Consider the following 17,832-nt stretch of genomic DNA (forward strand, 5'->3'; position numbering starts at 1 on the left):
CGCATAATGCCGGACACCAAGCGCCGAATGGGAGCAGTCGAGCTATATGTCTGACGATATTGAAGAAGACTATCTCGAAGAGGCAGACAGCGGCCGCTTCCATCGTCGGACAATCGCGGCGTTGCTGCTCATTGCGCTGCTGATCGCCAGTGTGTTGCTGTGGAACCGGATGGTGGTGTCGATCCGGTCCGGCGAATCCGGCGTGCTCTATCGCTTCTTCAGCGGTACCGAGATGGAGCAGATCTACGAGGAAGGCGTGCATCTGCTGTGGCCGTGGGACCGGATGTTCATATACGACATGCGCCTGCAGACCCGGGAGCGGGAATATTCCCTGCTGACCAGCAGCGGCCTGCCGGTGCATCTGAATGTCGCGGTGCGCTATCGCCCGGATATCCGGATGCTGCCGCTGCTGCATGTCGCCGTCGGCCCGGATTATCTGGAAAAGGTGGTGTTTCCCGAAACCGAGGCGGTACTGCGCCGCGCGGTCGGCCAGTACGGGCCGGAAGAGGTCTATACCAGCAAGCGCGGTTTCCTCGAATCCATCGTCGTCAGCAGCCTGTCGAAGGTCGAGAGCCGCTATATCCTGATCGACGATGTGCTGGTGAAGTCGGTCGATCTGCCAGTGCCAGTGCGCGACGCCATCGAACAGAAGCTGGTGCTGGGCGAGCAGGAAAAAGCCTATGAATACCGGCTGGCCATCGAGCGCAAGGAGGCCGAGCGCAAGAAGATCGAGGCCGGCGGTATCCAGGAATATCAGCGCCGGGTGGGCGAGACCCTGACCCAGGATCTGCTGCGCTGGCAGGGCATTCAGGCGACGCGCGAGCTGGCGACCTCCAACAATGCCAAGACGGTGGTTATTGGTGCTGGCAAGGATGGCCTGCCGCTCATCCTCGGCGACCGGTAGCGGCAATGCGGCGTATTCGTGCAATAGCCTCCCGCGTGGCTGGCGACTGGACCCTCGCGTCCTGGCTGCTGTCCGGGCTGGTCGTGGCGGCGGTGGCCGGCATGGCGGCTTTTCTGTATCTCGGCCCGCAGCGCCCACAGCCCGCCCTGGCCGGCGAGCGCTTCAAGATCGTCGTGGTCTATCCCGACGACCCCAGCAGCCGGCAGTTTCTGGAGGGAGTCCGGCTGGCGGTTGACGAGGTGAATGCCGGGAACGGTATGGCCGGCGCCTATCTCGAAGCGGTCTATGCGCCGGAGGAACGCTTCACCGACAAGATGAAGCTGAGCGATGTGGTGGAGCGGACGATGGCGCTGGCGGGGCGCATCGCGCGCGACCCGGACGTCATGGCGGTCGTCGGCCATGGCTATTCCGCAACGGCGGTGCCGGCCAGCGCCATCTATAATCGCGAGAACAAGCTGTTTTTTGCCACCCATGCCACGGCGACCTCGCTCAGCAATCTGCAGTTCAGCAATCTGTTCGCCTTGCAGCCCAACAATGCCGACATTGCGCGCGTGATGGCGCATTTCGCCATGTCGCAGGGCATGCGGCGCTTTGTCGTGCTGTCCGACAGCAGCGGATACGGCACGGAGACGACGAATCAGTTCCGCAGTTTCATCGCCCAGGAGGGCGGCGAGATCCTGTATCGCGGCGCTCTGTCGGCCGAAGGGCGCTCCGTCGATGACCTGCTGCTGTTCATTCTGGAAAACAGCCTGTTCACGGCCAACGAGATCGATGCGTTTTTCATCACCACCAATTCGATCGAGGATGCCGGCGAATTCATCAGGCGCGCCCGCATGCTGGGCCTCAGCATGCCGATATTGGGGTCGGAGAATCTGTTCGCCCGCGCGCTTGAAGACTCGGTGGGGCTGGAGAACATGCATGATGTCGCGGCGGTGTCGCTCTATGACGATAATAGCGACAGCGCGATCGCACGGCGTTTCTCAGTGGATTATGAGGTCCGCTATGGCGAGCGGCCGGACCTGTTTGCCGCCACTGGCTATGATGCGATCAAGCTACTGGATTATGTTGTCGATCTAACCGGCTCGCGCGATGTCGATACGCTGGAGGACAAGCTGCGGGTGATGCGCTACGAGGTTCCCTTCGAGGGCGCAACCGGCCGAATCTCCTTCGACAGCACCGGTCTGATTACCGACACCGAAACCTTTATCGTTTATCATAATGGAAAGAGTTTCGGGACGGTGGCAAAGTACCAAAAGCCTTTCGTGTGGCACGGCTCAAGCGCGCCGTCTCATAGCGGACCGCCATCGGCAATCGTCAAGGATTACATGCGATGACCTTTTTCTTGCATCCCGCAGTGCTTGTAACCTGGATCGGCGCGAGCTGGCTGATCGGCATTCTCGGCCGCAACAAGCGGTTCGGCTTTCTGGGGAATTTCCTGATCGCGTTCCTGTTCAGCCCGGTGGTCGGCGTGATCGTGCTGCTGGCCTCCGACGACAGGGTCGGTAAACGGGCAAAGCTGCTCTAGCCTCGCAGCCAGGAGCATTAAGACCGGGGGCGTTAAGCCTTGGAACAACGCTAAGCCTGGGAACGCAAAAACGCCGCCGTCCCTTGCCGGGGCGGCGGCGTTTGCCGTTTGGCTGATCGCTGGAAGGCGCGGCCGAAATCAGGCGGCGGGCGCTTCCTCGAAATCGGCTTCGGCGGAGCGCTTGCGGGCTTCGGCCTTGACCTTGGCGGCCAGCTTCTTGCCCTTCTCGAACTGCTCCTCGTAATAGCCGCGCATGCTCTCGACATCGAAGTCGAAGACCGTGCCGCCCTCCTCGAAATGCTTCAGATAGGCGCGGCCAACGGCGTAGGTCGAGCCGCCGGCGATAGCCGGCATCGAGACCATGCCCAGCATCCAGCCGATGCCCGGGATCGCCTTGGTCATGCTGATCGCGACAGCGGCGCCGACACCATAGCCGAGCACGCCGCCGGCCAGCGCGGTGATGACGTTGCGCACGGCGCGTTCGGAGAACGGCGTTCCGTAAAGCTGCGAAAGCTTCTGGATCATGCGCAGCTGGATCGCCGTAACGGCGGCGATGTCGAACAGCGGAACCGGCACGATGGCCGCCGCGACCGAGGCGATCACGTAGCTCTTGATCTTGCTCTCGCCGCTCAGCGCGCGCGCCACGTCGTCGGAGCCGGCAACAGCGGCTGTCTTGGTATCGGCGTTGGTGCCGCTTTCGGTGGATTTCGTGGCCATCAGCTCTCTCCCGTTGTTCCCCCGCCCGCCCGAGACGGGCCGGAGGCTGGTTCCAAGATCGGGGCGGACGGCACAATGCCGGGCAACCCTGTGGGCAACCCCGCCTGGCCAGCGCATCCCGCCCCTTGCCGCCAGCCCGCCTAATTCTTTCCGGCCGCCAAATATTAGCGGACAGATACAGCGGACGGTACCGCTTCGGCGCCGCGATGGAAAGAGGGTAAATGTCCTGATGGCTCTGTTTCATCAATCCTTTACATGCCGTTTGAGCGATCGCTGGCGGCGGCTTGCCGATCCGTGCCCGCCGTGCGATCCCTGTGGGACGGCCCTGTGCGCGGGCCAAGAGGGCAGACGACAATACGGAAAAAAGGAATGAGTGCCGGCATGACAGACGCCAATTCCAGACGCCCGGTGGTGTTCTGCTTCGCCGGCCAGGGCGCGCAATATTTTCGCATGGCGGCGGATCTGTACGAGCAGGAGCCGGTGTTCCGCGACTGGATGCGGATCGGAGACGCGCTGCTGCGGGAGCGGTTCGGCTATTCGCTGATTACGGAAATCTACGGGCCGGACCGCCGCATCGGCGATCCGTTCGACCGGCTGGCGGTCAGCCATCCGGCGCTGTTCCTGGTGCAGTATGCGGCGGCGCGGGCGGTGATGCAGCGCGGGCTGCGGCCCGACCTGCTGCTGGGTGTCAGCCTGGGTGAATTCGTCGCCATGTGTGTCGCCGGCATGATGCCGTTCGAGGAGGCGCTGCTGCATGTCGCCGACCAGCCGGCCCGGTTCGAGGCCAGCTGTCCGCCCGGCGGCATGATCGCGGTGCTGGCGCCGCCTGCGCTGCAGCAGGAGACGCCGGTGCTGGCGCAGAACAGCGAGATCGCGGGCATCAGTTCCGACGGGCATTTCGTGCTGTCGGCGCCGGCCGCGGCGCTGGCACCGATCGAGGCGGAACTGCGCGCCCGGGCGGTCGCCTTCCAGCGCCTGCCGGTGGGCTTCGCCTTTCATTCGCACTGGATCGATCCGGCGGCGGAGTCCTGCCGCGCCGCCTCTGCCGGGCTGCGCTTCGATCCGCCGTTCTGGCCGTGCTGGTCGAGCTGCCTGGGCGGCCCGCTGGACCCTGCCGCGCTGCCGCCCGACTTCCTGTGGCGCATCGTGCGCGCGCCGATGGATCTGAGCGGGTGCTTCACAGCCTTGGAAGAAACGGGCGGGGCGCGCTATGTCGATCTCAGCCCGTCGGGCACGCTGGCCGCGCTGGCACGGCAGAACATGGCGGCTACATCCGCGTCTCAAACCCTGCCGCTGCTGTCGCCGTTCGGCGGTAATATGAAGCGGCTGGCGGGGCTGGCGGAGATCGCGCAGCTGTGACTGCTCCCGCTGAACGGGAGGCTTGCGGTCTCGGTGCTGTGTGGGGCTGTGCCGTCTGGTGGAATGGTGGGCGCGACAGGGATTGAACCTGTGACCCCTACGATGTCAACGTAGTGCTCTCCCGCTGAGCTACGCGCCCATTCCATGCGGCGTTCGGGTCCAAAACGGGCTGGTCCCTGAACGGAGCGAAGCGTTTAGCACCGCCGCGCCGCCAAGGCAAGCCCGACGAGCGCCCTGCCGCACGGTTTTTCGCAGCATCGTGCCGCGCCCCAGGAACCATTGCCAGAACCGCCCTCCGAAGCTGGCTGATGACAGACTCTCACCGTCGCCTTATCATCTTTCGCAATGGCACAAGACACGGCTTTTCCTGATCTTCCCGGCAGCGAATGGGGGCTGGGCGATGACAGCCTCGCGGCGGAGATCGCGCCGGCGTTCGAGGTCTTGCGCCCGGAGTGCCAGCGCCTGCCGCTGGTCTTCGCCTCGCCGCACAGCGGCAGCGTCTATCCGGAATCGCTGAAGGCCGCCTCCCGGCTCACCGATCACGCCCTGCGCAAGTCGGAGGATTGCTTCGTCGACGAGATTGTCGCCGCCGCACCCGGTCTCGGCGCGCCGCTGATCCGCGCGCTGTTCCCGCGCGTCTATGTCGATCCCAACCGCGAGCCGTTCGAGCTGGACCCGGCGATGTTCGACGGCCAGCTACCGGACTACGCCAATGTGCGTTCGCCGCGGGTGTCGGCGGGGCTTGGGACCATCGCGCGCATCGTCGCCGATGGCGAGCCGATCTACCGGGAAAAGCTGCCGGTGGCGGAGGCGATGCGCCGCATCTCCACCTGCTACCGCCCCTATCATGCGGCGCTGGCCGGGCTGATCGCGGAGACGCGGCAGCGTTTCGGCTTCGCGATCCTGGTCGATTGCCATTCCATGCCCTCCACCGGCCTGTCGCCGATCGGCAGCGGCCCCTACGAGCGCAAGGGCGGTTTACAGAAGGGCGGGCGTATCGACACGGTGCTGGGCGATTGCTTCGGCACCGCCTGCTCGCCGGCGGTGAGCGAGCGCTGCGAGGCGCTGCTGCGCGGGCTGGGCTATTCCGTGGTGCGCAACCACCCTTATGCCGGCGGCTACACCACCCGGCATTACGGCCGCCCGCGCGAGGGCGTGCATGCGATCCAGATCGAGATCAACCGGTCGCTCTACATGGATGAGCGGCAATTGCTCCGCAAGCCGCACCTCACGGTGCTGGCGGATGAGATGCGCACCCTGATCGAGGGGCTGGGCGAGATCAACCTGAACCTGCTGGCTGCCGAATGAATCTCGATACCGTTGTCGTCCGCGACGCCCTCGACTCCGACATCCCGACGATCCGCGCCATCTATGCCCATCATGTGCTGCACGGTCTGGCCAGCTTCGAGGAGGAGGCGCCCGACGAGGCCGAGATGCGGCGCCGCTTCCACAGTTACAGGGATGCCGGCTTTCCCTATCTCGCCGCCAAGCTGGGGGGAGATCTGGTCGGCTATGCCTATGCCGGCCAGTACCGGCCGCGCCCCGGCTACCGCTATTCGGCGGAGGATTCGGTCTATGTGCGCGAGGGGATGGCCGGCAAGGGCATCGGCCGTGCCCTGCTGTCGGCGCTGCTGACGCGCTGTACCGAGGCCGGGTTCCGGCAGATGATCGCGATCATCGGCGACAGTGCCAATCATGGCTCCATCGGGCTGCACAAGGCGCTGGGCTTCGAGAGGGTGGGCACCATCCGATCGGTCGGCTTCAAGCATGGCCGCTGGGTGGATAGCGTGCTGATGCAGCGCGCGCTGGGCGAGGGCGATTCCACCCTGCCGCCGCCGCGCTGACAGCGGCTTCTTCGCACATGCAAAAAAATGGGCCGTGCGGTTGCACGGCCCAAGTTTAGGGAGGAAACGCCCAAAAGTGCGTACGACAGAGGACAAGGTCATGTCGCACTGCAAAATATGATCCTCGTCTTTCGGCTTGTCAACGCATTCTCTTGTGAAAAAAGATAAGAAAATCATGGAATCCATAGCGCGTAATCCTGTGAAAGAATTAACTTTGCATTGCAGCATAATCGGTCGCGTGGTGCGGGGGACTCGGTAATCATCATTCGCATTCGCCCCGCCGCCATGATCGGCAGAACGCGTTCCGGCAGAATCCAGGTGGTTGCCTTCGGGCTGCATATGTTATTTTACTGAAGTGCCGGGCTTGCCTGGCACAGGCCAGAAATAACCAAGAAAACGGGCCCGCAAAATCGACGGCGTCCGCTCCCGCGAAAAGAACGGTTTCATAGGGTATTGCGACCCCGCTCAGCCGCGTGGGGTTGCCTTGATGTGGGGTTCGGCGGTGACAGAAAATGGCAAGCAGGCACCTGCGGCGGGGGCAGCCATGCAGGGGGACGTGCATGGGGACATGCAGGGAGAGCTGATCGGGCGGGCGCTCGACGCTTCGGATGTCGGGGTGGTGATCTATGATGCGGCGGACCGGCTGGCTTGCTGCAATTCCGCTTTCCGGCAGTTTTTCCCCGACTGGTCGCCGCATTTCCGGATCGGCCGGTTCCGGCGCGATATCCTGCACGATTGTCTTGCCTCCGGGATGCTGCCGCCGAAGGGCGTCGAATCGGGCGAGGACTGGATCGACCGGCTGGTGTCCGAACGGCGCCCGCCCTGGACCAATCCGGAGCAGCAGCTGGCCGACGGGCGCTGGCTGCGCGGCGAACTGAAGCTGCTGGAGGATGGCAGCATCCTCGTCACCCAGGTGGACATCACGGTCGAGAAACAGCGCGAGATGACTCTGCTGCTGCAGCGCAGCGAGGCGGAGCGGTCCGAGCGCAGCAAGACCGAATTCCTGTCGAACATGACGCATGAGCTGCGCACGCCGCTGAACGCGATCCTGGGCTTTTCCGAACTGATCATGAGCGAGGTGAACGGGCCGCTGGGCGATCCGCGCTATCGCGCCTATGCCGCCAGCATCCGCGAGAGCGGGGATTATCTGCTGTCGATCATCAACGATCTGCTCGACATAGCGAAATTCAATGCCGGCCGTACCCAGCTGGCCGAGGCGCGGGTCGATCTCGCCGGCATCGTCGCGGCGGTGGCGCGTATGATCGAGGGGCGGGCCCAGCATGGCGCGATCGATTTCCACGTCGCGCTGGAGCCGCCGACCCCGGACCTGCTGGCCGACGAAAGACAGCTGAAACAGATGCTGCTGAACCTGGCCTCGAATGCGGTGAAGTTCACGCCACCCGGCGGCGAGGTCCATATCGCCGGCGTGATGACGGAGGAGGGCGGCTACGCGCTGACGGTCCGCGATACCGGCATTGGCATGGCGGAGGCGGATATCCCGGTGGCGCTGGCGCCGTTCGGGCAGATCGATTCCTCGCTGGCGCGCGGCCATCACGGCACCGGGCTTGGCCTGCCGCTGGTGAAATCGATGATCGAAGCGCATGGCGGCCGGCTGCTGCTGGTCAGCCGCCCCGGCACGGGCACCACTGCGACCCTGCTGTTCCCGGCCCGCCGCGTGCTGACCGACCGCGCCGCCCCCGCCGGCGAACAGACGGCGAAGTAGGGGGCTCCTACCCGAACGTCGCCTGCGCCTGCATGCCGAGATAATTGCCCGGCCCGGCGATCCACAGATCGGCGCCGCCGTCCTTCGGCGTGCCGTTCACATGGAAGGGCGCGGTATCGAACACCGGACTCATGCCACGGAAAGAGAAGCCGGTCAGGAGCTTCTCCGGTGCCTCGCGGCGCACCAGGTCGAGCAGCAGCGTCGCCATCAGCGGCCCATGCACGATCAGGCCGGGATAGCCTTCCACCTGCGTGACATAGGGGTGGTCGTAATGGATGCGGTGGCCATTGAAGGTCAGCGCGGAATAGCGGAACAGCAGCGGCGGCGTCGGCACCAGCTCGCGTGACCACACGGCCTCCGTGACCGGGGGGGCGGCGGGCGGCTGCTTCGCCTTCTCCGCCTCGCTGGGCCAGCCGCGATAGACGATATCGTGCTCCTCGACGATGGCGACACCCTCGGCACCGGCGATCTCGTGCTTCACCGTTACGAACACCAGCGGCCCGGTGCGGCCTTCCTTCACGGCAACCGACATCACCTCGGAGGTGCGTGTGGCACGCTCGCCGATGGCCAGTTTCTTCAGGAACTGCAGCCTGCCGCCGGCCCACATGCGGCGCGGCAGCTCGACCGGCGGCAGGAAGCCGCCGCGCTGCGGATGGCCGTCCTCGCCGAGCTGGCTGGTGCGCGCCGCCTCGTGGAAGAAGATCCAGTGCGCGCCCGGCGGCAGCGGGTCGCCTTCCTTCGGCTTCGCGTCGTCACGGTCCAGCGTGGCGTTCCAGGCATGGACGGCCCAGGCGGCGAGGCGCTCGTTCACCTCCTGGCGCTTGCCGATCCAGCCCTGCAGCTTCTCTGCGTCGATGCTCATGCGGTGAACTCCTTGCGGATGGCCTCGCTGTGCTGGCCGATGGCGGGCACCGGTTTCAGGCCGGGTGTCATGCCATCGGTGATGGCGGCAGGGGCGACGATCTCGACCGGCCCTTCCGGCGTCTCCACCGGCACCAGGCGCAGCGCCGGATGGCCCACCAGGTCGGCCACGCTGTTGACCGAGGCGAAGGCGATCTTCGCCGCTTTCAGCTTCTCCACCACGGTCGCGCGCGGCAGCGCCTTGAACACGCCTTCGATGGCGGCGCTCAGCGCCGGCCGGTTGGCGCAGCGCGCGACATTGCTCGAAAAGCGCTCGTCCGTGGCGAGGCCGGGCTGGCCCAGCACCTCGGCGCACAGCCTTGCCCATTCGCGCTCGTTCTGGATCGCCAGCATCACCTGCCCATCGGCGCAGGCATAGGCGCCATAGGGCTGGATGGTGGCATGGCCGAGGCCGATGCGGGCCGGCGCCGTGCCGCCATAGGCATATTGCAGATAGGGCACGTTCATCCAGTCGGCGAGGCCATCGAACAGCGACACCTTGATGGCGCTGCCCTTACCCGTCGTGCCGCGCCGAATGAGCGCCTCCAGCACGGCGGCATAGGCGTTCATGCCGGCGCCGATATCGCCGACCGACACGCCGACGCGGGCCATGCCCTCGGCCGTGCCGGTGACCGAGCACAACCCGCTTTCCGCCTGCACCAGCAGATCATAGGCCTTCATCTCGGCCAGCGGGCCGTCCTCGCCATAGCCGCTGATATCGACGGTGATCAGCGACGGGTGGCGTTTGCGCAATTCCTCCGCGCCGATGCCGGCGCGCGTCGTGGCGCCGGGGGCGAGGTTCTGCACGAACACATCGGCCTTCGCGATCAGCCGTTCCAGCAACGCCTTGTCGTCCGGGTTCTTGATGTCGAGCGTCAGCGATTCCTTGCCCCGGTTCAGCCAGACGAAATAGCTGGCCTGGCCTTTCACCGCCGCGTCATAGCCGCGCGCGAAATCGCCCTCGGCGCGTTCGATCTTGATGACCCGCGCCCCGGCATCGGCCAGCTTCGCGGTGCAGAGCGGGGCGGCGACGGCCTGTTCCAGCGCCACCACCAGCAATCCGTCCAATGCGCCCATCGACCCGCCCATCAGTAGGAACGCGGCAGGCCGAGCACATGCTCGGACAGGTAGGCATAGATCAGATTGGTGGAGATCGGCGCGATCTGATACAGCCGCGTCTCGCGGAACTTGCGCTCGATATCGTACTCCTCGGCGAAACCGAAGCCGCCATGCGTCTGCAGGCACATATCGGCGGCGGCCCAGGAGGCATCGGCGGCCAGCAGCTTCGCCATGTTGGCTTCCTTGCCGCAGGGAATCTTGCCGTCATACATCTGCGCCGCGCGCTCGACCATCAGCGCCGCTGCTTCCGACTGCGCATAGGCCTTGGCGATCGGGAACTGGATGCCCTGATTCTGCCCGATCGGGCGGTTGAACACCTTGCGCTCATTGGCGTAGTCGGTGGCCTTGGCGATGAACCAGCGGGCATCGCCGATACATTCCGAGGCGATCAGGATACGCTCCGCATTCATTCCATCCAGGATGTAGCGGAAGCCCTTGCCCTCCTCGCCGATCAGGTTCTCGGCGGGGACTTCCAGATCGTCGAGGAAGATTTCCGTGGTGGCGTGGTTCAGCATGGTGCGGATCGGACGGATGGTCAGCCCCTTGCCCAGCGCCTTCTTCATATCCACCAGGAAGACCGACAGGCCTTCGGTCTTCTTCGTCACCTGATCCTTCGGGGTGGTGCGGGCCAGCAGGATCATCAGGTCGGAATGTTCGGCCCGGCTGGTCCAGACCTTCTGGCCGTTCACGATGTATTTGTCGCCCTCGCGCACCGCCACGGTGCGGATCGAGGTGGTGTCGGTGCCCGCCGTCGGCTCGGTCACGCCGAAAGCCTGCAGGCGCAACTCGCCGGTGGCGATCTTCGGCAGGTACTGCTGCTTCTGCGCTTCATTGCCGTGCCGCAGCAGCGTGCCCATCGTGTACATCTGCGCGTGGCAGGCGGCGCCATTGCAGCCGGCCTTGTGGATTTCCTCCAGGATCGCCGCCGCTGCCTCGATGCCAAGGCCGCTGCCGCCAAACTCCTCCGGGATCAGCACGGAGAGGTAGCCGGCTTCGGTCAGCGCCTGCACGAACTCGGTCGGATAGGCGCGCTCGCGGTCCTTCTCGCGCCAGTATTCGCCGGGAAAACCGGCGCAGAGCTGGCGCACGGCCTCGCGGATTTCGGGGAAGCTCTCTTGCGTGGTGGCGTTGGCGGCTGAGCTGGTGGACATGGGGGGCGTTTCCTCTTTATCGGGCTTTGTCGGACAAATAGGCCGCCCGCACGATAAAGAAACGCTGTTGCCATGCAATATGAAACCGCCTTCCGCGCCAATCCGGGGGCGGGCCATGCGCGCAAGGCATGGCGGGGGGCATACCCCCCTCACCCGGTTCGCTTTGCTCACCACCCTCTCCCGCGAAGGGAGAGGGTTAAGTAAGCCACCTCAATATTTCCCTCTCCCCTGCGAGGCGGAGCTGGGTGAGGGGGATTTGTAGCCCTCAGAACGCGGAATTCGGCTGGGTGAGGAAGGTCTTTTCCTCCTCCGTCATCTCGCGGCCCAGCGCCGTGTTGCGGTGGGGGAAGCGTCCGAAGCAGGCGATGATGTCGCGGTGCAGGACGGCGTAATGGTGCCAGCTGGGATCGTCGGTCTCCTGGCTCAGCTTCTCGAACAGCGCGACGGAGCGGTCCTGGTCGGCCAGATCCTCGCTGTGTTCGAGGGGCAGGTAGAGGAACAGCCGCTGCAGGGGCAGCAGCTTGCGGTCATAGCCTTCGGCCAGCGCCATTTTCGCCAGTTCCAGCGCGCGCATGTCGCCATCGAAGGCGCGCGCCGTGCCCCGGAACAGATTGCGCGGGAACTGGTCGAGCAGGATGATGAGGGCGAGGCAGCCCTCCGGCTCGCCCTCCCAGGTGGAGAGGCCGCCTTCCAGCGCATCCTCCACCAGCGGCAGGAAGCGCTCGCGGATTTCCTCGTCAAAATCCTCGTTCTTCTCGAACCAGATTTGCCGTTTCTCGCTATAGGACGGTGCGTCCGGCTTGCCGAACCAGAAATCCAGAATGTCGCGCGGGGTCATCAGGGTCTCCATCGATTTTCCGCGATCATAGCCGACAGCGCGGCGTCGAGCGAGCGGGCGAAACCGGCCCCGTCCAGAAACGGGGCACCGGGCAGCGCCTGGCGGATCGTCGTACCGATAGTCCGCCTTTCCGCAGGATCGCCGATCAGCCGCAAGGCGATGCGCCGATACTCTCCGGTGTTTTTGGCGACAAGAGGGCCGAGTCCCAGCGGGTCCAGCCCAAGTGGGTCCAGCATTGCCGCCGCTTGGTTGCCGCGCTGGCTCACCCCCCGCATCGTGACGATGGGCAGGCCGGCGGCCAGCGGGTCCAGCAGGCTGGTGCAGCCGGCATAGGGGAAGGCATCGAGACAGAGGTCGGCCAGCCCGGCCAGTGCCGCGAGACTGCCGGCATCGGCGAACGGGCCGGCCAGCCGCACCCGCCAGCGTGCGACGCCATGCGCCAGTGCGCGGTCCTCGACATGCTGGCGGAAGCGCGCGACGGGCGGGTCGCCGCCGGCCCAGAACGGGTTAAAGGGGCTGAGCAGCAGCACACTGTTTTCCGTCTCCGCCAGCAGGCTAAGCCAGCATTCGAGCGCTTCATCCGTCAGCTTCATCAGATTGGCGGTGGAGAGCAGGAGGATCGCCTCCGCCGGGATGCCGAGATCGGCCCGGTTCAGCGCTGGCGCCTCCTGCGCCAGTCCGGGGGCGAAGCAGCAGAAGGGCCGGCCGAGCCGGGCTGGCTGTTCGGTGTACTGGTCATCGGCCTGCGGCGGTGTCTCGCTGCCGATCAACACATGCGTCATGCCGGGCAGGCCGGTGGTGACCGGGCTGGATGCCAGCGCGACCTGCACGGGGGCCAGGCGGTGTGCCGCCAGCCGGGCCAGCGGGTCCATCGCCGCCGCCACATTGCCGCCGATCAGCAGCACATCCAGCCGGTCGTTACGGAGCGCGGCCACCCGCGCCGCCAGGCTCAACCCGTCCAGCCGTTTCACTTGTCCTATTCTGAGCCGCGCCAGCGCCGCCATGTCGTCCTCATCGCCCGCCAGCGCATAGCCGGTGACGGCAAAACGATCGCGGTCCAGCCCGGCGACATGCGGCAGCAGGAAGCGCGTGTTCGGCCTGTCGTCCAGCCGCATCGCCAGCAGGCCGAGGCGGATCGGCCCGTTGCCGCGCCTCGGCGGTGTCCATTCTTCCGCCCTGGCAAAGCGCGCGATCAGCTTTCCGCGCCGCTGCATCAGGGGCTTGAGGTCGCCGGTCCCGGCGAAAGCGGCATGCAGGCGGAGATCGTCCAGCAGCGCGAAACCATCATCCTGCCGCTCCGGCGGTGCGGTCTCGATGGCCTGCAGCAGAGTTTCCGCCCAGCGTGCCCAGCGGTCCGGGTCGCCCGGTTCGCGGAAGAAATCCGGCCCGCGTGCCAGCGTGCGGAACAGCGCCGGCCCCAGCCAGTAGGGCAGGTCGGATATCGGATCGAGCGGCGGCAGGCGGTACGGCTCGGTCAGCAGCAGCCCTGCCAGCAGGGGCGCGGGGTGGTCGGCGGGGCTTGCGGCATGGCGCAGCCTCGCAACAGCCTCGTCCAGCAGATCCGGCGCTTCCGGCCAGCGCAGCGGCGGGGTGTCCAGCGCGGCGAGCAGCGGCTTTCCTTCCGGTCCAAGGAACGCCGCCTCCGCCTCGGAAGGGCTGCGGGCCAGCCAGCGCCTTGCCAGCGCGATGCGGCGGAAAGCGGGCAGGGTCGCGCTCATTCTCGCACCTCATAGCCCAACAGGTCGAGCGCCTGCCGGTAACGCCGGTCGCGGTTCAGCCGGTGCAGGATATGCGGCGGTGCCGGGCGCGGCTCCAGCCGCTCTATTTCCGCCGAGGATGCCGCCCGCCCCGGCACGCCGCCGGTGCTGAACTGCGTAGTCTCGCGCCAGCCCTCCAGCCGCGCGGGATCGAAGGCAAGGTCCAGTTTCCGGCACAGCTCTTCCATGCCGCCGGCCGGATCGGCGGCAATATCCTCATAGCGCACGAAGCCGATTGCCGCCGCCATCACCGCGAAACCTTCGATGCCGTCCAGCCAGGCTTCCAGCTCGGCCTGACGGGGCGGGCGGCCCTCGGCGGCCAGCATGGCGGCGAGGCTCAGCCACTGGTCGAGCGGATGGCGGACGGTGGCGGTGCGGATCAGCGTGAACCGTCCGGCCAGCGCCTCCACCTGTGCCGACGTCAGCGCCGGTTTCAGCCCCAGGCCCAGCGGCATGAAGTCGAGATGGCTCCAGTCACGGATCAGCAGGGGCCGTCTTTTGCGCCGGGCGTTGGCGGCGGTCAGCGCGAGGGCGTCGGTGTAGGGCAGCGCGTCACGTCCCAACAGATCGTCCGCGCCGATCAGGCCGAACCAGTCGCGCGCCTGTGCCAGCGGGTCGAGAGTGGCCCAGCCCAGCGGATGCACTTCGCTCAGCACCGCCACGCCCTGCGCCAGCATCAGCCGGTTGACCAGCGTGCCGCCGCTGCGCGCCAGTTGGTGCAGGAGCCGCAGTTTCATAGAATCACCGGCGACAGGGTGAAGCCGGCCAGTGACAGGCCGCTGTCGGCGGTCAGCGCGATGCGGTCGCAGGGCGGCAGATAGGCAATGCCGTCGCGCAACGCGATATCCTGTCCGCCGGCGATGAGGCGCGGCGGTGCCTCCGCCTGCATGCCGTCCAGAACCAGCAGATGCCGGCCCGCCAGCGGCTGGCGCAGGAAGATCGTCCCGGCCCGGCGCGGCGTCAGGCGGAACAACCCGTCTGCGATCTCCCAGCCGGTTGCCAGCAGCGGCGACGCGGCGTCGATACGGATCGTGCCCGCCGCCGGATGCAGGGCGAAGCGCGACAGCGCCACGCCCAGCGGGCGCGGATCGCCGGGGGCCATGTGCGGCGGCGCATACAGGGCGATATCGGCAAGGCCGCCGGCCAGCAAAGCCTCCGGGACCGCCGCGCGCAGCAGCGCGGCCTCGGCCGGATCGGGCGCCAGCAACAGACGGTGCGGGACGGGCCTGCCGCCGATCTCAAGGCGCAGCCCCTCCCGCGTGCCGGGCGGCAGATGGCGCAGCGCCAGCTCCAGCACCCCCGGCCCGGCGAAGGGTACGGGCAGGGCAAGCCGCGCCGCTTCCCCGCCCACCGACCAGCGCCAACCGGCCGCCTCCGTCGCGTGCCAGCCTTCGCCGAAGCCCTCCGACCGGGCATCGCCGCGCAGTGCCTCCGCCGCCAGCGGATCGGCCTGCGCCTCCTCCTCCATGATCTCGCGGAACAGCATGTCCCAGCAGGCGGCGGCGCGCCGTCCGAAATCCGCCGGATCGAGGAAGGGGGCCGCCTCGATGCGCGCCAGGATGCGGCTGCGCCAGCGTTCCCGCGCCCCGGAATCGCCCGCCAGCGCCACTGCGATATCGGCGTAAGCTGCCGGATCGCTTGCCACCAGCTCGTCAAGCCCGCCCAGCCCTAAGGGCCGCAGCAGCGCCGCCCCCTGCTTTTCCTTCTGTGCCGCGCCGTCCAGCGCCACCACCGGCGTGCCGGCGCGCAGCGGGTCGATCAGGCTGGCGCAGCCGGCATAGGGGAAGGAATCGAGGAAGATATCGGCCCGCCGCGCCAGATGGGCGAGTGCCGCCCGCTCGCGGAACGGCCCGGCCACGGCAATGCGGCGCGGGTCGAGGCCGTGCGCCACCGCCGCGTCGCGCATCCAGTGCAGCATCGCGCGGCCCGCCACCGGCACCGACCAGCCGGGATTGCCGGGCAGCAGCATCAGTATCGTGCCGGGCGCGCGCTCCAGGATCGACAGCCAGCACTCGCGCAAGACGGGGTTCAGCTTGGCCGCATGCGCCGCCGCCAGCAGCAGGGTCGCGGAGCCGGCAACTGCCCGGCGCAGGTCGGCCACCTGCCGGTCGATCAGATCGGCCTCGGGCGGGCGGTTGACGGGCAAAGGCGGTTCGACGAAACAGACCGGCAGCCCTTCCATTAGCAGCGGTTTTTCGCTGTAGCGCCCGGCGATATCGCCCGCCTCCGCTTCCGCCGAGGTCAGGAACCGGTCGATCCCCGGCAGGCCGGTGCTGGCCGGGCTGGCGATGGTGGCCACCTGCCGCCGGGCGAGGCGCTGGCAGGCCAGACGCGGATAGGTGCCGGCGCGGCCCAGCAGATTGTTGGCGAAGACCAGAATATCGAGGTCGAAACCGCGAATGTAGTCCGCTCGTTCCGGCTCCGGAACGCCCGACAGGTCGAGGATGCGCTCCGCCATGCCGGCATGGGCGCGCGCCGCGTCTGAGCGGATGCCATGCAGCAGGATCAGGAAGCTTTCCGTGCGGGTGCGGTCCAGCCCGGCGAGGAAGGGCAGCAGCGCCCGGGTCTCGGTACGGTCCCCGGCATCCAGCGCGATGAAGCCCAGCCGCATCCGCCCCGGCTTTCGCGGGTGTAGCGTTGGCCCGGCGATGCCAGCCGCCAGCGCCAGCAACCGGCCGCGTCGCGTCAGGGTCTCCCGGTCGGTACGGCTGCGGAAATGGGCGAGGAAGTTGCTGCCCTCCAGAAAGGCGCGCAGCAGCGCGCGGGCCTCGGGATGCTGTGGGTTGTCCAGCACGCGCGTCTCTATCCAGCGGATCAGATCGACGAACCAGGCCTCGCGCCGCGCGGTTTCGGCCTCGTCTTCGTCCAGCGGCAGGCCGGTATCGAGCAGGGCGCGGGTGACCGGCTCCAGCAAGGGCGGCGGGCAGGCCTCCAGCGCAGCCAAATCGGGCAGGCAGCGATGCGGCCAGTCATAGAGCAGCCGGGCCAGCAGGCCGGGCCAGAAGCGCGCATCGGCGGGCATCGGGAGATCGGGCGGCGGATCGTCCTCCCCCGGCAGGGCACGCAGATTCTGCGCGGCCACCTGCCGGTACAGCGCCCCCAGCTCGCCGCGCAATGCGGTCGCCAGCCCGAGGGGCGGGATGTCGGGCAGGATGAGCGCCAGCCGCCGCCGTGCCTCTTGCCAGGCGGCTTCGGTCACGTCGTCGGGCAGAGGCCGCAGCGCCGGGATCATGCCGGCACCTCCGCCCCGAAAAGCGCGCGGTTGCGTGCCCGCACTTCCGCCTGCCAGCGTTCATGCACGCCCGGCGGCGCATCGGACAGGCCGCCGCCCTGCCGGCGGTAGCGCGTGCCGATCATCCCGGAATGCCGCCACACGGCGGCAAGGGCGGATAGCCGCAGCTTGAAATCCCAATCCTCATAGAGCGGCAGATCGTGGGCGAAGCCGCCAGCCTCCAGATAGAGTGCCTTCGGCAGCAGCAGGTCGCGCGGGATCGGCGCGGTGCGGCGGGCGAACCAGCCGCTGCGCTCCGCCCTGTCCAGCGCGCCATAGAGCGACAGCGACCAGCGCCCGGTTTCGGCTCCCCAGGCATCGGTCAGTGCCACGTCGGAAAAGCCGATGGCGGGCGCCCGGCCCGCGAAGGGCGCCACCGCCGCCCATTCCGCCGCATGCTTGCCTGCTGGCATGACATCGTCGCCATCCAGCGTGACGATCCAGTCCGATTTGGTGTCACGGATGGCAAGGTCGCGGTTCGCGCCCGGCCCCAGCCGGCGCTCGCGCAAGATCGGGCGGATGCGCTTGTCTTCCGCCGCGCGGCTGCGGATCAGATCGCGCGAGCCATCGGTAGAGGCGTCGTCGGCGACCACGATCACCTCGAAGGGCAGGCTCTGCGCCTGCGCCGAGGCGATGGCCTGCGCCAGATAGGGGGCGTTGTCGCAGGAGGCCAGGATGCAGGCGCGGATGCTCATGCGCGCCTCCCCGTTTCTTGCGATTTGGT

General features: G+C 67.2%; 16 protein-coding genes and 1 tRNA gene. 7 read left to right on the top strand and 10 right to left on the bottom strand.

Annotated elements, in window-relative coordinates:
- Positions 1-46: 46 nt before the first annotated feature.
- The 3 genes from BKM74_RS03500 to BKM74_RS03510 are packed head-to-tail and all read left to right on the top strand — an operon-like array spanning position 47 to position 2,429.
- Positions 47-904 (top strand): prohibitin family protein, encoded by an 858-nt coding sequence (locus BKM74_RS03500; protein ID WP_086464307.1) that lies wholly within the window; start codon positions 47-49, stop codon positions 902-904.
- Positions 905-939: 35 nt separating this feature from the next.
- Positions 940-2,238, top strand: coding sequence for an ABC transporter substrate-binding protein (locus BKM74_RS03505; RefSeq protein ID WP_217895435.1), 1,299 nt, complete (start codon positions 940-942; stop codon positions 2,236-2,238).
- Positions 2,235-2,429, top strand: a complete 195-nt coding sequence (locus tag BKM74_RS03510; protein WP_086464309.1) for a hypothetical protein — start codon at positions 2,235-2,237, stop codon at positions 2,427-2,429. Before BKM74_RS03505 ends, BKM74_RS03510 begins: the two co-directional genes overlap by 4 nt.
- A 138-nt stretch (positions 2,430-2,567) precedes the next feature.
- On the opposite strand, the gene BKM74_RS03515 is transcribed toward BKM74_RS03510, so the two are convergent.
- Positions 2,568-3,146 carry a YcjF family protein gene (locus BKM74_RS03515; RefSeq protein WP_176342379.1) on the bottom strand — a complete coding sequence of 193 codons (579 nt, stop codon included), beginning with the start codon at positions 3,144-3,146 and terminating at the stop codon, positions 2,568-2,570.
- A 381-nt stretch (positions 3,147-3,527) separates the two neighbouring features.
- Here BKM74_RS03515 and BKM74_RS03520 point away from each other — a divergent pair, with 381 nt between their 5' ends.
- Positions 3,528-4,505 (top strand): acyltransferase domain-containing protein, encoded by a 978-nt coding sequence (locus tag BKM74_RS03520; RefSeq protein WP_176342380.1) that lies wholly within the window; start codon positions 3,528-3,530, stop codon positions 4,503-4,505.
- Positions 4,506-4,569: 64 nt separating this feature from the next.
- Here BKM74_RS03520 and BKM74_RS03525 read toward each other — a convergent pair.
- Positions 4,570-4,644, bottom strand: a tRNA-Val gene (locus BKM74_RS03525).
- A gap of 206 nt (positions 4,645-4,850) precedes the next feature.
- Between BKM74_RS03525 and BKM74_RS03530 the strand changes: the two genes are divergently transcribed.
- The 3 genes from BKM74_RS03530 to BKM74_RS03540 all read left to right on the top strand — a co-directional run bounded on the left by BKM74_RS03530 (position 4,851) and on the right by BKM74_RS03540 (position 8,072).
- Complete coding sequence (locus tag BKM74_RS03530; protein WP_086464312.1) at positions 4,851-5,813, top strand: N-formylglutamate amidohydrolase; 963 nt, start codon at positions 4,851-4,853, stop codon at positions 5,811-5,813.
- Positions 5,810-6,349 (top strand): GNAT family N-acetyltransferase, encoded by a 540-nt coding sequence (locus BKM74_RS03535; RefSeq protein WP_086464313.1) that lies wholly within the window; start codon positions 5,810-5,812, stop codon positions 6,347-6,349. Before BKM74_RS03530 ends, BKM74_RS03535 begins: the two co-directional genes overlap by 4 nt.
- A 544-nt stretch (positions 6,350-6,893) precedes the next feature.
- Complete coding sequence (locus BKM74_RS03540) at positions 6,894-8,072, top strand: PAS domain-containing sensor histidine kinase (protein ID WP_176342381.1); 1,179 nt, start codon at positions 6,894-6,896, stop codon at positions 8,070-8,072.
- A gap of 7 nt (positions 8,073-8,079) precedes the next feature.
- Here the strand turns inward: BKM74_RS03540 and BKM74_RS03545 are convergent, their stop codons facing one another.
- The 8 genes from BKM74_RS03545 to BKM74_RS03580 all read right to left on the bottom strand — a co-directional run bounded on the left by BKM74_RS03545 (position 8,080) and on the right by BKM74_RS03580 (position 17,803).
- Positions 8,080-8,934: an FAS1-like dehydratase domain-containing protein gene (locus tag BKM74_RS03545; RefSeq protein WP_086464315.1), complete on the bottom strand. Its 855-nt coding sequence runs from the start codon at positions 8,932-8,934 to the stop codon at positions 8,080-8,082.
- Positions 8,931-10,049, bottom strand: a complete 1,119-nt coding sequence (locus BKM74_RS03550; RefSeq protein WP_086464316.1) for a CaiB/BaiF CoA transferase family protein — start codon at positions 10,047-10,049, stop codon at positions 8,931-8,933. Before BKM74_RS03550 ends, BKM74_RS03545 begins: the two co-directional genes overlap by 4 nt.
- Before the next feature lie 11 nt (positions 10,050-10,060).
- Positions 10,061-11,242, bottom strand: coding sequence for an acyl-CoA dehydrogenase family protein (locus tag BKM74_RS03555; protein ID WP_086464317.1), 1,182 nt, complete (start codon positions 11,240-11,242; stop codon positions 10,061-10,063).
- Positions 11,243-11,507: 265 nt separating this feature from the next.
- The gene (locus BKM74_RS03560) at positions 11,508-12,092 is read right to left on the bottom strand and encodes a DUF924 family protein (protein WP_245825777.1); all 585 of its coding nucleotides are present in this window, start codon (positions 12,090-12,092) and stop codon (positions 11,508-11,510) included.
- Positions 12,080-13,798 (bottom strand): O-linked N-acetylglucosamine transferase family protein, encoded by a 1,719-nt coding sequence (locus BKM74_RS03565; protein ID WP_086464318.1) that lies wholly within the window; start codon positions 13,796-13,798, stop codon positions 12,080-12,082. The genes BKM74_RS03560 and BKM74_RS03565 overlap by 13 nt, the downstream gene beginning before the upstream one ends.
- Positions 13,795-14,574 (bottom strand): sulfotransferase, encoded by a 780-nt coding sequence (locus BKM74_RS03570; RefSeq protein ID WP_086464319.1) that lies wholly within the window; start codon positions 14,572-14,574, stop codon positions 13,795-13,797. Before BKM74_RS03570 ends, BKM74_RS03565 begins: the two co-directional genes overlap by 4 nt.
- On the bottom strand, positions 14,571-17,069 hold the full coding sequence (locus BKM74_RS03575) for an O-linked N-acetylglucosamine transferase family protein (protein ID WP_086464320.1): 2,499 nt from the start codon (positions 17,067-17,069) through the stop codon (positions 14,571-14,573). Before BKM74_RS03575 ends, BKM74_RS03570 begins: the two co-directional genes overlap by 4 nt.
- Positions 17,066-17,803 carry a glycosyltransferase family 2 protein gene (locus tag BKM74_RS03580; protein WP_086464321.1) on the bottom strand — a complete coding sequence of 246 codons (738 nt, stop codon included), beginning with the start codon at positions 17,801-17,803 and terminating at the stop codon, positions 17,066-17,068. The genes BKM74_RS03575 and BKM74_RS03580 overlap by 4 nt, the downstream gene beginning before the upstream one ends.
- Positions 17,804-17,832 lie beyond the last annotated feature (29 nt).

The sequence above is a fragment of the Oceanibaculum nanhaiense genome (assembly GCF_002148795.1).
Classification (GTDB): domain Bacteria; phylum Pseudomonadota; class Alphaproteobacteria; order Oceanibaculales; family Oceanibaculaceae; genus Oceanibaculum; species Oceanibaculum nanhaiense.

Bases quoted from the DNA above. Each gene is read 5' to 3' on its own strand.
- BKM74_RS03500 (WP_086464307.1), top strand. From the start codon at position 47: ATGTCTGACGATATTGAAGAAGACTATCTCGAAGAGGCAGACAGCGGC.
- BKM74_RS03510 (WP_086464309.1), top strand. From the start codon at position 2,235: ATGACCTTTTTCTTGCATCCCGCAGTGCTTGTAACCTGGATCGGCGCG.
- BKM74_RS03515 (WP_176342379.1), bottom strand. From the start codon at position 3,146: ATGGCCACGAAATCCACCGAAAGCGGCACCAACGCCGATACCAAGACA.
- BKM74_RS03520 (WP_176342380.1), top strand. From the start codon at position 3,528: ATGACAGACGCCAATTCCAGACGCCCGGTGGTGTTCTGCTTCGCCGGC.
- BKM74_RS03530 (WP_086464312.1), top strand. From the start codon at position 4,851: ATGGCACAAGACACGGCTTTTCCTGATCTTCCCGGCAGCGAATGGGGG.
- BKM74_RS03535 (WP_086464313.1), top strand. From the start codon at position 5,810: ATGAATCTCGATACCGTTGTCGTCCGCGACGCCCTCGACTCCGACATC.
- BKM74_RS03540 (WP_176342381.1), top strand. From the start codon at position 6,894: ATGCAGGGGGACGTGCATGGGGACATGCAGGGAGAGCTGATCGGGCGG.
- BKM74_RS03545 (WP_086464315.1), bottom strand. From the start codon at position 8,934: ATGAGCATCGACGCAGAGAAGCTGCAGGGCTGGATCGGCAAGCGCCAG.
- BKM74_RS03550 (WP_086464316.1), bottom strand. From the start codon at position 10,049: ATGGGCGCATTGGACGGATTGCTGGTGGTGGCGCTGGAACAGGCCGTC.
- BKM74_RS03555 (WP_086464317.1), bottom strand. From the start codon at position 11,242: ATGTCCACCAGCTCAGCCGCCAACGCCACCACGCAAGAGAGCTTCCCC.
- BKM74_RS03560 (WP_245825777.1), bottom strand. From the start codon at position 12,092: ATGGAGACCCTGATGACCCCGCGCGACATTCTGGATTTCTGGTTCGGC.
- BKM74_RS03565 (WP_086464318.1), bottom strand. From the start codon at position 13,798: ATGAGCGCGACCCTGCCCGCTTTCCGCCGCATCGCGCTGGCAAGGCGC.
- BKM74_RS03570 (WP_086464319.1), bottom strand. From the start codon at position 14,574: ATGAAACTGCGGCTCCTGCACCAACTGGCGCGCAGCGGCGGCACGCTG.
- BKM74_RS03575 (WP_086464320.1), bottom strand. From the start codon at position 17,069: ATGATCCCGGCGCTGCGGCCTCTGCCCGACGACGTGACCGAAGCCGCC.
- BKM74_RS03580 (WP_086464321.1), bottom strand. From the start codon at position 17,803: ATGAGCATCCGCGCCTGCATCCTGGCCTCCTGCGACAACGCCCCCTAT.